At 64.3% G+C, this 13,357-nt stretch carries 11 protein-coding genes and 1 pseudogene; 4 read left to right on the top strand and 8 right to left on the bottom strand.

Going from position 1 to position 13,357, the window contains the following annotated elements; genetic code table 11:
* Positions 1-289: 289 nt before the first annotated feature.
* From AC6I6U_RS24955 to AC6I6U_RS24940, 4 genes are all read right to left on the bottom strand, one after another.
* On the bottom strand, positions 290-1,696 hold the full coding sequence (locus AC6I6U_RS24955) for an alginate export family protein (protein ID WP_497878669.1): 1,407 nt from the start codon (positions 1,694-1,696) through the stop codon (positions 290-292).
* 18 nt (positions 1,697-1,714) lie between these two features.
* Positions 1,715-2,611, bottom strand: coding sequence for a VOC family protein (locus tag AC6I6U_RS24950; RefSeq protein ID WP_497878668.1), 897 nt, complete (start codon positions 2,609-2,611; stop codon positions 1,715-1,717).
* A 163-nt stretch (positions 2,612-2,774) separates the two neighbouring features.
* Positions 2,775-3,341 (bottom strand): antibiotic biosynthesis monooxygenase, encoded by a 567-nt coding sequence (locus AC6I6U_RS24945; RefSeq protein ID WP_497878667.1) that lies wholly within the window; start codon positions 3,339-3,341, stop codon positions 2,775-2,777.
* A gap of 107 nt (positions 3,342-3,448) precedes the next feature.
* Positions 3,449-3,916, bottom strand: a complete 468-nt coding sequence (locus AC6I6U_RS24940; protein ID WP_497878666.1) for an Lrp/AsnC family transcriptional regulator — start codon at positions 3,914-3,916, stop codon at positions 3,449-3,451.
* Between the two features lie 166 nt (positions 3,917-4,082).
* Here AC6I6U_RS24940 and AC6I6U_RS24935 point away from each other — a divergent pair, with 166 nt between their 5' ends.
* The 4 genes and pseudogenes from AC6I6U_RS24935 (at position 4,083) to AC6I6U_RS24920 (ending at position 7,744) form a co-directional block, all read left to right on the top strand.
* Positions 4,083-5,333: a Zn-dependent hydrolase gene (locus tag AC6I6U_RS24935; RefSeq protein WP_497878665.1), complete on the top strand. Its 1,251-nt coding sequence runs from the start codon at positions 4,083-4,085 to the stop codon at positions 5,331-5,333.
* Between the two features lie 79 nt (positions 5,334-5,412).
* On the top strand, positions 5,413-6,624 hold the full coding sequence (locus tag AC6I6U_RS24930) for a diaminopropionate ammonia-lyase (protein WP_497878664.1): 1,212 nt from the start codon (positions 5,413-5,415) through the stop codon (positions 6,622-6,624).
* Between the two features lie 80 nt (positions 6,625-6,704).
* Positions 6,705-7,142 (top strand): annotated as a pseudogene (locus AC6I6U_RS24925) (APC family permease); the annotation flags it as partial.
* Entirely contained in the window at positions 7,043-7,744 is a 702-nt protein-coding gene (locus AC6I6U_RS24920) for a M20/M25/M40 family metallo-hydrolase (protein ID WP_497883096.1), read from the top strand. The pseudogene AC6I6U_RS24925 and the gene AC6I6U_RS24920, both read left to right, overlap by 100 nt.
* A 145-nt stretch (positions 7,745-7,889) precedes the next feature.
* Here the strand turns inward: AC6I6U_RS24920 and gabP are convergent, their stop codons facing one another.
* The 4 genes from gabP to AC6I6U_RS24900 form a co-directional block, all read right to left on the bottom strand.
* Positions 7,890-9,293 (bottom strand): GABA permease, encoded by a 1,404-nt coding sequence (gene gabP / locus AC6I6U_RS24915; protein WP_497878663.1) that lies wholly within the window; start codon positions 9,291-9,293, stop codon positions 7,890-7,892.
* A 231-nt stretch (positions 9,294-9,524) separates the two neighbouring features.
* The gene (locus AC6I6U_RS24910; RefSeq protein WP_497878662.1) at positions 9,525-11,012 is read right to left on the bottom strand and encodes an aldehyde dehydrogenase; all 1,488 of its coding nucleotides are present in this window, start codon (positions 11,010-11,012) and stop codon (positions 9,525-9,527) included.
* Positions 11,013-11,016: 4 nt separating this feature from the next.
* Positions 11,017-11,916: a dihydrodipicolinate synthase family protein gene (locus tag AC6I6U_RS24905; protein WP_497878661.1), complete on the bottom strand. Its 900-nt coding sequence runs from the start codon at positions 11,914-11,916 to the stop codon at positions 11,017-11,019.
* Between the two features lie 105 nt (positions 11,917-12,021).
* Complete coding sequence (locus AC6I6U_RS24900; RefSeq protein ID WP_497878660.1) at positions 12,022-13,350, bottom strand: MFS transporter; 1,329 nt, start codon at positions 13,348-13,350, stop codon at positions 12,022-12,024.
* Between the last annotated feature and the right edge of the window lie 7 nt (positions 13,351-13,357).

Raw genomic sequence — 13,357 nt, 5'->3', positions numbered from 1 at the left:
CGTGGGCCGGTGGTGATTGCTATCCGGCCTGGCGTATCCGGTAGGGCGTCACAAGCGCCTTGCTGGCCTCCCACGATAGATGACTGGTTTCTTGCAGTGACGGCGCACCACGAGTGCGCCGTTTTTTTTAGCAGGATCAAGATCAAGAGCTTCGCGGGCAAGCCCAGCTCCTACGGTTTTGCGTCGTACACAAAGCCTGCATACGGCACCAATCTGTAGGAGCAGGGCTTGCCCGCGAAGAGGCCAGCCGCTTCACCGGAAGACCTCCGGATACCAGAGCATGCCGGGCCTACCACATGAACTTCAGCTCAACCCCCAGGTAGTTGCTGTCGTCCCCGCCCGCATCGCGCAGCGCCTGGCCGACTTCGTAATGCACCGCTTCGATGGCGCCGGACAGGTTGCGGTTGAACGCATAATCCATCCGCAACTGATCGTAGTAGCCGGTCCAGCGGCCGCCATGCCCGGCCGTGCCGGCCACCGGCAGGTTCGGTTGGGTGTAGACGGCATCTTCGGTGGTCTGGCGCCAGAGCAGGCCGACGGCCGTCTGGATCGACAGGTCGGTGACCGGCTTGAAGGTGATCGACGGCTTGACGTGGATCAGGTTGCTGTAGCCGGTGTAGCCCGCCAGGGAGAAGTAGTAGCCGTTCGGGAACAGCGGGTTGAAGGTGTTCAGCGTACCGTCGCCAGGATGCCGGTCACCCGAGGCTGCATCGAGTTGCAGGCCCAGGCGCGGTTTCCACGGGGTCGATTGCCAGGTGTAGCCCAGGCGGCTGCCGCCACCCCAGGCGCGAATGTCCTTGGAGCCCACCGAGCCGCTCTGGACCATGGCTTCCACGTCCCAGTCGTAGGGGCCGGAGGCGCCTCCGAGACGGACGTCGAAGATGTTGCGATGCTCGTCGCCCTGGGCGTCGAGGAAGCGCGCATCGCGTTCTTCATAAAGACCGTAGTACGCCGACAACTCGTTCTTGCCGTCGATCAGCCGTTCGATCCGCAGCATGTGGAACGCCACGTCCGAGTTGGACTTGTCGTCGAAATGCCGCCCATCCAGATACTGCACCGGATGGCTGGCCAGGCCGATGAAACGCCAGTTCTCGGTTTCCCAGTCACCCCACACCGCATCGAATGACTGGCGCACATTCGGGCCATCGCGCGAGGAGATGAAGCGCTGCAGGTCGAAGGCGAAGTCCTGGCGACCGACCCGGGCCTTGAAGGTGTGGTCGGCGCTCTGGTCGACGTATTCGGCAAACGCCAGGCGCAGGTCGAGATGGTTCTGGTCGGCACCGCCGATGGTTTCCTTGCCGAAGGCGCGGGCGTCTTCGAGTTGGGTGAAGATGCGCCAGTGTTCGTTCAGGTGCAGGTCGGCATGGGCCTGCAGCCGCTGGATCAGCCAGGAGTCGCGTGAGCGGCCACCAATACCGAAACCGCTGGCATCGTTGAGTTCGAAACGTTCGCGCAGGGTCGCGCCGAACGACAGGTAGGATGCCGGATTGTCCGCGGACAGCGGGATGTACTTGAGGTCGTCGAGTGGAGCGGTCTTCAGGGCCGGGTTCTGCAGCACCGACCAGTCTTCCTGCCAGCGGTTGGTTTTCAGCACCGGGCGTTCGGCGGGTTCGGCGGCATGGCCGCTGGAAACTCCCAGCGGCCACAGCACGGCCAGAGCCCAGGCATAGACGTTATGCGAAGGGCGTCGGCTCATGGTTCACCTCTCTTCAAGTCACTTTGCCGCAACGGGCTGGTGGATCTCGGCGACGTAGCCGCCAGGGAATTCGACGATCGCCGACTGCCGGCCCGGCTCTGCCTTGGGCTCGACCACCAGGCGTGCGCCCGAGCTTTCGGCCTTGGCCACGGTGGCTGCCAGGTCGCTCACCTCATAACCGGTGGTTTCCCGACCGTACGGGTAAGGCAGGTGACCGTCGGTGACGAACACGACCATCTTGCCGAAGTCGGATTCCAGCTTGACCCGGCGGATGTTCTTGCCAGGCTCGCCGACCACGGCGCCGTCCAGGCGTTTCTCATCGGCGACGACCTTGCCGTGGGAGAAACCGACGAAGCCCTTGATGAAGGCATCGGCGCGCTGCTCGGAGAGGTACACGCGGTTCTCCGGAACGGTCTGGAAGGCCGCGTAGTCCGGGGTCTTCGTGTGCCAGTAGAGCTGCATGTTCACGCCGCCCGGCCACTGCACCACGGCATCGCGGCCGATCGGATCGGGGAAGTCGTGGACGATGACGTCGGCGCCATGCTTCTTCGCTTCGGCCAGGGCCACGTCGAGGTCCTTGACCAGGTAGCCGTTACGCTCGGCGCCGAACGGATACGGTACCGGCGTGGTGAAACCGAACAGCGAGACGGTACCGACCGGCGTCTGCAGCAACTGCGAGGTGGTGCTGCTCGGCACCGGCAGGACGTTGACCACGACCTGCGGCGTGCTCTTGCCGCCGAAGGTGGCGAGGAAGCTCTTGACGAAGGCGTCCACGTCGGTTGGTGCGACGTACACGTGGCTGGTGTCGTATTGCGGCGCGACGGCCACGCTGGCGGACGTGGCGGCATGCACCGACAGCGACGCGGTGAGTCCCAGCACCAGGGCCAGGGAGAGAGGCTTGAGCGAGTGTTTCATTGAATATCCTTTCAGTGAAAGTTAGCGGTGAGGGCGCCGACATCGGATATCGGGCGCCATGACGTTCCGGATGGCTTGAGAGTCAGGGCTATCGGGTTGCGGTAGTTCAGGGGAGGAGGGAGCGCGCAGGCTCCATCCATCGATGAGGGGACGAGGCGTGCGCCTATTCGGCCGCGAGCCAGCCTGCCAGCCAGCGGGTCACCTTGGGCATGATCAGGTAGGTGACGAGGCCGACGATGCAGGCGGTGATGATCAGGTTGCTCGGGATGATGCCGCCCAGTTGTGGCTGCGCCTGGAACACCGGGCCCCAGAGCTGCGGGATCACCATCGACAGGGGGGCGATCACCACATAGCTGAGCAGCGCCTGCTTCCACTTGGGCGGCTGTTTGGAGTCGGTGTGATTGGGGGTGAACCAGAACTCGGCCTGGCTTTCGATCTCGGGGTGGTCTTCCTCTTCCAGCATCGGCGCGACTTCGCTGATCAGTCGCTCGCGCAGTTGCGAGTTGATCCAGGTTTGCAGGCGCACGGAGTCGATGAACCGGACGATGGTGGTGAAGGTATTGTCGGATTCGCCAGGGCGAATGACGTTGACGCCCAGATGGCCTTCCTGCGACATGGCGGCGCGCACCGAGGTCTTGAGCCAGGCTTCGTACTGGGCAAGATACTCGGTTCGTACACGGTGCCGGACCACGAGTGTCACGATGTCATTGGGAGCGGTCAGGGTCGGCATCAGGGGATCTCGTACAGGGAAAACATGCACCAGAGGATAGAGAGTGAGAACCATCCGTGATTGGACTGATGTGCTGTCTTCCCCGAGCGGCCGTCTCGGCGGCTCCGCTACTCGTTCAGCGTCGGCACGAACATCCCGGTTTTCACGTTGCTCATCGACACCAGGGTCTTGAAACGCTTGACGTTGTTGTTCTCGAAGAACAGCTGCCGGGTCAGCTGGGTGTACTGCTCCATGTTGCGAACCAGCATGATCAGCACGAAATCACATTCACCGGCGACGTAATAGCACTGTTGTACCTGGGGGCAGGCCAGGAAGGTCTTCTTCATATCGTCGAGCAGGTCCAGGCGCTCGTTCTCCACTTCCACCTCGGTGATGACCGTGAGGTTGTAGCCCAGTGCCTGGGCATCGACCTGGGCGACGGTGCCTTGGATAACGCCCTGGGCCGACAGCTTCTTCAGCCGCCGGTTGACTGCGGCGGAGGACAGGTTGACCTGGGTGCCGAGGTCCAGTTGCGAGGTGCCGGCGTCGCGTTGCACGGCGTCGAGCAGGGCCAGGTCGAAGTGATCGAGGTCCATGGGGAGCTCTCCGTAAGGCGGTGACGAGAAATACGTTGTAGGCGCAATAAAATTGCACCTATCGAGTGAAAATCAAGCTTTTCGTACGCTCGTAACGAATAAGATTCTCCCATGATCGATAACAGGGGCTGCGCGCAGATTTGCGTGGCCCCGGAGGAAATGGCGGATGAAGGCGAGTACACCCCTGCAACTGAATGGCCCGTTGCTGCTGGCGCAGATCCAGGCGTTGGGCCTGCTCGGCGCCGATGCCGAGCAGGGCGGGCGAACCCGGATCGCCCTGACCGATGCGGAAAAGGCTGGCCGCGACCTGCTGGTCGGCTGGATGCGCGAGCTCGACCTGGAGGTCCAGGTCGACCGCATCGGCAACATCTTCGGTACCCTGCGTTCGGCCAGCGATGCCGGCGACCAGCAACCGTTGATGATGGGCTCGCATATCGACACCGTAACCAACGCCGGCGCCCTGGATGGCTGTTATGGCGTGCTGGCCGGTCTCGCGGTGATCCGTGCGTTTCGCGATGCCGGGATGTTGCCGCAACGTTCGATCACGGTCGCGGCGTTCACCAACGAAGAGGGTGTGCGCTACCAGCCGGACATGATGGGCTCGCTGGTGCATGCCGGCGGCCTGTCGGTGGACGAGGCGCTGGACAGCATCGGCACCGATGGCACGCGCCTGGGTGATGAACTGCAGCGCATCGGTTATGCCGGCGCGCTGGAGCCGGGCGCCATCGTGCCCCATGAGTACATTGAGTTGCACATCGAGCAGGGGCCGATCCTTGAAGCGGAAAACACCCTGATCGGCGTAGTCGAGAACCTGCAGGGCATTTCCTGGCAGCAGGTCGAGGTCAAGGGCAACGCCAACCATGCCGGTACCACGCCGACCCGCCTGCGTCATGACGCCGGCTTCGTCGCCAGCGCCATCGTCGCCGAACTGCGCAACATCGCCGTCGAAGCCGGTTCGACCCTGGCCACCGTTGGCTGCATGAAGTTCGAACCGGATGTGATCAACGTGATCCCGCGCAAGGCGACCTTAACCGTCGACCTGCGTGATCCCGACGAAGCCCGTCTGGTCAGCGCCGAGCAGCGCCTGAGCCAGTACCTCGGCGAGATCGCCGAGCGTGAGGGCGTGACCATCGCTACCGAACGGCTGGTGCGCTTCCAGCCGGTGATCTTCAACGCCGAACTGGCCGATGAAATCGAGGCCAGCGCCCGGCGCTTCGGCTTCAGCCATCGGCGCATGACCTCCGGCGCCGGCCACGATGCCCAGATGATCGCGCGCATCGCGCCGGCGGCGATGATCTTCGTCCCCAGCCGCGGCGGCATCAGCCATAACCCGCGCGAACACACCGACGATGAGCAACTGATCCAGGGCGCCGAAGTGCTGCTCGACGTCGTCGGTCGCCGCCTTAGCGCTTCCTGATTCCACGGTTTCACCCCGATCCGCTGAACATCGAGTTCAGCGGTATCGGCCCCCCTTTGCCTGTCAAAAGGAGTTCCTGATGTTTATCGCCAACCCCAAGGCCCGCCGCCAGCCATACCCCGACACGCTGAAATCGGTCATGAACATTGCAAGGGCCCAGGAAAGTCGCCAGTGGCTGGCGCCCTGGAAGCGCCTGAATGCCGGTGCCACGCCGCTCTATTCGCTGCCCGACCTGGCCGGTGAACTGGGCATCGCCCAGTTGTCGGTGAAGGACGAGTCGGTGCGCTCGGAACTCGGCAGTTTCAAGGCGCTCGGTGCGCCGGTCGCGCTGTTGCGGCTGATCCTGAGTACCTTTCCCGAGCAACGTTTCGAACCGCACAAGCTGCTCGAAGGCCAGTACGCCGATGCCCTGGCGGACTTCACCGTGATCAGCGCCACCGACGGCAACCATGGCAAGGGCCTAGCGGCTGCGGCCCAGAGTATCGGCTGCCGCTGCGTCATCGTCCTGCATGCCAATGTCAGCATCGAGCGCGAACAGGCGATCGCCGCCTATGGCGCGACCATTGTGCGCATCGCCGGCAACTATGACGAATCGGTGGAGGAGGCCGCCGCGCTGGCACTGGCCAACGACTGGATCGTGGTGTCCGACACCTCCTATGAAGGCTACGAAGTGATCCCCCGCGATGTGATGCAGGGCTACGGCACCATTGCCGCGGAAATTATCGAGGCTAGCGCCGACGCCCCGACATTTACCCATGTGTTCCTGCAGGGCGGCGTCGGCGGCCTGGCCGCCGGTATCGCCAGCTACCTGTGGGAGCACCATGGCGCCCAGCGTTCGACCTTCGTGATGGTCGAACCGGTGCAGGCCGACTGCCTGTACCAGAGCGCGCTGCTGGGCAAGCCGGCCAAGGCCACCGGTTCGGTCGACTCGGTGATGGCAGGCCTGGCCTGTGGGGAAACCTCGCCACTGGCCTGGCGTTTCCTCGAATCCTGTGTCGACTTCTTCATGACCATCGAGGACGACGAAGCCGTGGCGACCATGCGTTGCCTGGCGGCCGGCAGTGCCCGCGACATCCCTCTGGTGGCGGGTGAGTCCAGCGTCGCCGGCCTGGCGGGGCTCGCGCGCCTGGTCAAGGGTGGTGGCGCGGCGGATATCGGCCTCGATGCCAGCTCGCGGGTGCTGATCATCAGCACCGAAGGCGCTACTGCTCCGGGCGTGTATGCCGAACTGCTCGGCGAAACCGCCAGCTCCGTGCTGGAGCGCCAGCAAGCCTGGGCCAAAACCGCCTGACCCCCTGCCAGTCAACGCCTGTGGACGGGACGAAGCCGGTCCGCAGGCTGCTCCACACAAGAAGAATAACGGGAGACTCCATGAACAAGATAAAACGTGACATCAGCCCCTGGTCGCTGATGCTGACCGGCCTCGGCTCGATCATCGGTTCGGGCTGGCTGTTCGGCGCCTGGCACGCCTCGGCCATCGCCGGGCCGGCGGCAATCCTGGCCTGGATCATCGGTGCCGTGGTGGTGCTGGCGATCGCCCTGACCTACGCCGAAATGGGCGCCATGTTCCCCGAGTCCGGCGGCATGGTGCGTTATGCCCGCTATTCCCACGGCTCGCTGGTCGGCTTCCTGGCCGCCTGGGCCAACTGGATTTCCATTGTTTCAGTGATTCCCATCGAAGCGATCGCTTCAATCCAGTACATGGCGTCCTGGCCGTTCCCCTGGGCCCGGGCGCTGGTGTTGAACGGCGAACTGACCAGCAGTGGCCTGGTCGCCAGCGCAGGGCTGGTAATGGTCTATTTTGCGCTCAACTACTGGGGCGTGAAGCTCTTCGTCAAGACCAACACGGCGATCACCGTGTTCACGGTGCCGAGATCGTCCTGGCGTTGCAGACCATCGTCTCGCGCAATGTCGACCCCAGCCACTCGGCGGTGATCTCCTGCACCGAGTTCATCACCGATGGCATCCGCAATGCGATCCCCACCCATGTCACTATCATGGGCGATACCCGCAGCTACAGCCCCGCCGTGCAGCGTCTGCTGGAGCAGCGCATGCGCGAGATCAGCGAAGGCATCTGCCAGTTGCACGGGGCCCGTTGCGAGTTCGAGTACACCCATGAATTCGCGCCGACGGTGAACTGGGCGGACAACACGGCTCTCGCTGTGGCCGCGGCCCGTCGGGTGGTGGGAGAGCAGGCGGTCGATGCGGACGTGTCGCCGATGATGATCTCGGAAGACTTCGGTGCCTTCCTCCAGCAGGTGCCGGGCAACTTCGTGTTCATCGGCAATGGCGCCGAAGGGCAGGAGGGGGCGACGCCGTTGCACAACGCATCCTATGACTTCAATGATGCGATCCTGGCGACCGGTGCGCGGTACTTTGCCGAGGTGGTGCGCTTGAGCCTTCCGGCCTGAGGGTTTCAGGGGGGCCTGTGGCGTGGCTGATGGCCCTTTCGCGGGCAAGCCACGCTCCTACAGAATGGGGGGGACGCACATTTTGCGTACGATACCGTCCCTGTAGGAGCGCGGCTTGCCCGCGAAGGCGTCAGCAGCCTTTCCTTTAACCAATAGCTTGGCGCGCCGTTGCCAGGGTTGGCTCCGGCCTGCGGGTAAATACCCCGAGGGCGACGATCAGCGCCGCCAGGGCCAGGGTCGCCGTCACTTCCATGCGATGCTCGGGCATGGTGAACATCACGCCCAGGGCAAACACCACGAAGGCGATCACCAGCCAGGTCAGCCACGGGAACAGCCACATGCCGAAGGCGATGGTTTCACCGTGCTTGTGCCGTTGTGCGCGGCTGCGCAGTTGGCTGACGGCGATCACCAGGTACACCAGCAGGGCGATGGAGCCGGAGGTGGCCAGCAGGAAGTCGAACACCGCCTTGGGTGCGAAGAAGTTGACCACCGTGGCGAGCATGCCGATCAGGGTGCTGGCGATGACGGCGGCGCGTGGCACGCCGGCGGCCGAGGTGCGCTGGATCAGTGAGGGTGCATCACCGCGCTTGGCCAGGGAGAAGACCATCCGCGACGAGATATAGATAGAAGAGTTCAGGCAGCTGGCGACCGCCACCAGCACCACCATGTCCACCAGGGCCTTGGCGTAGGGGATGTTCATGAGTTCCAGGGCGCGCTGGTAGGAACCCTGTACCGGCAGCAGCGGGTCGTTCCACGGCACGATGGAGATGATCATGAAGATCGACAGCAGGTAGAACACGCTGATGCGCCAGATCACCGAGCGGGTGGCGCGGGTGATGTTGCGCTCCGGGTCACGGGACTCGGCGGCGGCGATGGTCACCGCCTCGGTGCCGACGAAGCTGAACATGGTGGTCAGCAGGGCGCCGATGATCGCGGTCCAGCCGTTGGGCATGAAGCCACCGTGGGTCTGGGTCAGCTTGCTCAGGCCACTGACCTCGACGTTCGGCAGCAGATGGGCGAGGCCCGCGGCGCCGAGGGCGATGAAGGCGACGATGGCGATTACCTTGAGCATGGCGAACCAGAATTCGAACTCGCCGTACTTGCTGACGCTGAAGAAGTTGGTGGCGGTCAGCGCCACGGTGATGCCCAGCGCGTACACCCAACTGTCGAACATCGGCAGCCAGTGGTTCAGCACGTTGCCGGCGGCGATCGCCTCGATCGGAATCACCAGCACCCAGAACCACCAGTACAGCCAGCCGATGGTGTAGCCGGCCCAGCGGCCGATGGCCTGGTCGGCGTAGGTGGAGAACGAACCGGTGTCGGGGTTGGCTACCGCCATTTCGCCGAGCATGCGCATCACCAGCACCACCAGGGCTCCGGCCATGACATAGGCGAGGATTGCGGAGGGACCTGCGGAAGCGATGGCGTGGCCGGAGCCGACGAACAGTCCGGCGCCGATGATGCCGGCGATGGACAGCATGGTGATATGACGTGTCTTGAAGCCTTGCGCGAGGCTGCCGCCAGCGCCGGAGGTAGGCATGGTCATCATTGGAGCCCTTCTTATTGAAATTGTCGAGGGCAACGCCTGAGGGCGATGTCGCCTATTACGCTAAGCAGGGTGGGGCGGGCGAGGTTGTTCCAGATCGTCGTAAACGTGCACGTGAGCGTCGTTTATCGATTCAGTAGGGGGCGATGCGGCGGGAAAGGGGGACAGGATGCGCGGGGTAGAGCCCCCATACGCCGCAGGCGCGGCGCGTGAGGGGCAAGCGTACCGCGTGGATCAGTTGGCGTCGATCCAGATGGTCTTCAGTTCGGTGTACTGGTCGTGGGCCCACTGCGACTTGTCGCGACCGCCGAAACCGGACTGCTTGTAGCCACCGAACGGCGTCGAGGCATCGCCTTCGCCGAAGGTGTTGACGGTGACGATACCGGCCCGGATTTCACGGGACAGGCGCAGCGCGTTGCGCAGGCTGCCGGTGTAGGCCGAGGCGGCCAGGCCGTAGAGGGTGTCGTTGGCCAGTTCGATGGCCTGGTCGAGGGTTTTGAACGAGGTCACGCTCAGGACCGGGCCGAACACTTCTTCACGGAACAGGGTGTTGTCGGACGGCACGTTGTCGACCACGGTCGGCTCGACGAAACCGTCGTTCGCCTTGCCCCCGAAGATGATCGACAGCTTGTCGCCGGCGGCCTTCTCGATGTAGCTGCGGACTTTCTCGAAGTGCGACTTGCTGACCAGCGAACCCAGGCGGTTGGCCGGGTCCATCGGGTCGCCCAGGGCCCAGTCGCGCAGTTGCACGCCGATGCGCTCGAGCAGAGCGTCCTTGATGTCCTCGTGGACGATCAGGCGCGAGGAGGCCGAGCAGTTCTCGCCCATGTTCCAGAAGGCGCCGTTGACCACATGACGGGCCACGCGATCCAGGTCCTCGACGTCATCCATGACCACGGCGGGGTTCTTGCCGCCCAGCTCCAGCACGATGCGCTTGAGGTTGGATTCGGCTGCGTACTGCAGGAACAGGCGACCGGTGTCGGTCGAGCCGGTGAAGCTGACCATGGTCACGTCGTCATGACGGCCCAGGGGCTCGCCAACTTCCTTGCCACCGCCAGGCACGACGTTGAACACGCCAGCCGGGATACCGGCCTGGTGCGCCAGTTCGGCAACGCGCAGGGCGGTCAGGGTGGTTTCCTTGGCGGGCTTGACCACGATGGAGCAGCCGGCGGCCAGGGATGGGCCGATTTTCCAGGCCAGCATCAGCAGCGGGAAGTTCCACGGCAGCACCAGGCCGACCACGCCGATCGGCTCGCGCACGACCATGGTCAGCGCGCCGGAACCGGTAGGCGCGGTGGCGTCGTAGATCTTGTCGATCAGCTCGGCGTGCCAGCGCAGGGTATGGATGGTCTCCGGCACGTCGGTCGCCTGGCATTCACCGACCGGTTTGCCGCTGTCCAGGCTTTCCAGCACGGCCAGCTCGTGAGAGTTGTCTTCCAGCAACTGGGCGAAGCGCAGCAGCACGTGCTTGCGCTCACCCGGCGAGAGCAGGTGCCAGCGACCGTCGTCGAAGGCTTCCTTGGCGGCGGCCACGGCCACGTCGACGTCGGTGCTGTCGCAGGCGGTGATCTTCGCCAGCAACTGGCCGTTGGCCGGGTTGAAGGTGTCGAAGGTCCGGCCGCCCAGGGCGTTGCGGAACTCGCCGCCGATGTAGGCCTGGGTCGGGAATTTCAGTTTGGCGGCAATCGCCGCGTATTCGTCCTTGCTCAGTACGTCGGCCATTTCGTTAGGCTCCCTTGATTGCGGCGACTTTGGCCTTGAGGGTCTTGATGACTTCTTGCAGGGCGGTTTGCTCCTGCTCGTCCAGGCCGCTCAGCGGCGCGCGCACGCCGCCGGTGACCAGGCCGTTGAGGGCGACGCCGTGCTTGATCGACTGGACGAACTTGCCGCCTTCGAGGAAGTCCATCAGCGGCATCATCGCGGCCATGATCTTGCGGCCCTTGGCGAAGTCGCCTTCCAGCACGCAGGCTTCATACAGGGCGATATGTTCGGCCGGGATGAAGTTGGAACCAGCGCAAACCCAGCTGCGCGCGCCCCAGGCGAAGAATTCCAGGGCCTGGTCATCCCAGCCACAGGACAGGGCGATTTGTGGGTAGCGCTCGGCGAAGTGGTGGATACGGGCGATGTCGCCCGAGCTTTCCTTGATCGCGACGATGTTGCGGCTGCCGCTCACGGCCTCGAAGAACTCGGGCCCCATGTCGACGCTCATCCGGCCTGGGTAGTTGTAGAGCATGATCGGCAGGCCGGCGGCGCGGTCGACAGCCAGGACGTGGTTGGCGATTTCCTGTTGGGTCGGCAGCGCGTAGGGGGGCGAACCGACCAGGATGGCGTCGGCCTTGGCCGCCTTGGCGGCTTCGGCGTAGGCGACCGATTCTTCGGTGCGGATGGCGCCGGTGCCGATCACCAGTGGGCTGCGGCCGTTGATCACTTCGGCGGCCAGGCGGGTCAGGTCCAGGCGCTCCTGGATGCTGTGGGCGTAGTACTCGCCGGTCGAACCACCGATGATGATGCCGTGGACCTTCTGCTCGATCAGGTATTCCAGGACCTGGGCGAAGGCACCGGTGTCGATCGAGCCGTCAGCGGCCAGGGGGGTGATGGCGGGGGTGAAGATACCGTCGAAGTTCATGCTTTTATTCTCCAGGGAAACAAGGGTCAGGGTGGCGCCGCCAGCGAACGTGGTGCTGGCGGCGCCGGTGCTACTCAGTTCAGTGCAGTCAATTCAGTAAAGCGGTCAGTTCAGTGAAGCCGCCTGCTGCAGGTTCAGCGAGCGGGTTTCCGGTGCCAGGGCCCAGGAGAAGGCCAGGCCGACGAAGGTGACGATGGCGGCGGCATACATGGTCTGTTCGATCCCCATGCTGTCGAGCGCCGCCGGTACCAGCCAGGTGCCGACCGCCGCACCGATGCGTGACATCGAGGTGCCGACGCCAACGGCCTGGGCACGGATTTCGGTCGGGAAGATTTCGTTCGGGTACACCAGTTGCAGCACCTGGGCGCCGCCGATGAACAGCGCGTAGGCACCGAACAGGGCGAGGATCACCAGCCCGGAAGCGTTGTGCGAGGCGCCCAGGGCGAGCAGCGCCAGGCCGGACCAGAAGAAACTGTGGATCAGCATCCGGCGGCGACCCAGGCTGTTGATCAGGCGGGTGGCGACGATGCAGCCGACCACGAATAGCAGGGTGATCGCCACCGAGCCGACCGAGGCCAGGGTGCCGTCCAGGTTGAGGGCGCGCAGCACCTGTGGGGCGAAGGCGTAGACGGCGAAGACCGGAATGACCGAACAGGTCCAGAACATGGTCACGAACAGCATGCGCTTGCCGTAGCCCGAGTGCAGCAGGCTGAGGATCGAGACTTTGCGCTCGGCCGGCTCTTCAGGCAGGTTGGCCAGGGAGTACGATGGGCCGAACACCTGCTGGATGATTGCTTCGGCTTCCTGCGGGCGGCCTTTCTTGAGCAGCCAGCGTGGCGACTCGGGCGTGCCCAGGCGCACCAGGAACAGCAGGGCACCGATCACGGCGGCACTGGCCAGGACCAGGCGCCAGGCATCCGGGCCGGCGAAGTGGATCAGCAGTTCGCCCACCAGGTAGGCGAAGGCGGCACCGGCGAACCAGAGGATGGTCAGCGTGGCCAGGCGTGGACCACGATACTTGCGCGGCAGGAACTCCACCAGCAGCGCGGTGGCCACCGGGTATTCGATGCCGATGGCGACCCCCAGCAACAGGCGGGCGAGGAATATTTCCTCACCGGACTGGGCCCAGAGTTGCACCAGCGAGCAGACGATGAACAGGACGGGGCCGACGAAGAAGATGCGCTGGCGACCGAAGCGGTCGGTCAGCCAGCCGCCGACGAAACCGCCGAAGAAGATGCCGATCAGTGCCGAGGCGGCGATCAGGCCTTGCCAGAAGGCATTCAGGCCCAGCGCGGCGGCCATGTGCACCATGGCCACGCCGACGATACTGAGTACGTAGCCATCGACGAAGGAGCCGCCGCCGGAGCGGACGGTCAGGCGCTGGTGAAAGCGGTTGAGGGGAGCGTCTTCGATCGAGTGATTGTTGTTTTTCATGTTGTCT

It is taken from the genome of Pseudomonas sp. UTLPPB19802, from assembly GCF_059730225.1.
The sequence above is the reverse complement of the archived record's forward strand: the minus strand, read 5'-3'. Positions and strand labels throughout refer to the sequence as shown.

What these genes read in the sequence shown, in the direction of transcription:
- AC6I6U_RS24955 (WP_497878669.1), bottom strand. Translation starts at nt 1,696, where the DNA reads ATGAGCCGACGCCCTTCGCATAACGTCTATGCCTGGGCTCTGGCCGTG.
- AC6I6U_RS24945 (WP_497878667.1), bottom strand. Translation starts at nt 3,341, where the DNA reads ATGCCGACCCTGACCGCTCCCAATGACATCGTGACACTCGTGGTCCGG.
- AC6I6U_RS24905 (WP_497878661.1), bottom strand. Translation starts at nt 11,916, where the DNA reads ATGAACTTCGACGGTATCTTCACCCCCGCCATCACCCCCCTGGCCGCT.
- AC6I6U_RS24940 (WP_497878666.1), bottom strand. Translation starts at nt 3,916, where the DNA reads ATGGACCTCGATCACTTCGACCTGGCCCTGCTCGACGCCGTGCAACGC.
- AC6I6U_RS24900 (WP_497878660.1), bottom strand. Translation starts at nt 13,350, where the DNA reads ATGAAAAACAACAATCACTCGATCGAAGACGCTCCCCTCAACCGCTTT.
- AC6I6U_RS24910 (WP_497878662.1), bottom strand. Translation starts at nt 11,012, where the DNA reads ATGGCCGACGTACTGAGCAAGGACGAATACGCGGCGATTGCCGCCAAA.
- gabP (WP_497878663.1), bottom strand. Translation starts at nt 9,293, where the DNA reads ATGATGACCATGCCTACCTCCGGCGCTGGCGGCAGCCTCGCGCAAGGC.
- AC6I6U_RS24935 (WP_497878665.1), top strand. Translation starts at nt 4,083, where the DNA reads ATGAAGGCGAGTACACCCCTGCAACTGAATGGCCCGTTGCTGCTGGCG.
- AC6I6U_RS24930 (WP_497878664.1), top strand. Translation starts at nt 5,413, where the DNA reads ATGTTTATCGCCAACCCCAAGGCCCGCCGCCAGCCATACCCCGACACG.
- AC6I6U_RS24950 (WP_497878668.1), bottom strand. Translation starts at nt 2,611, where the DNA reads ATGAAACACTCGCTCAAGCCTCTCTCCCTGGCCCTGGTGCTGGGACTC.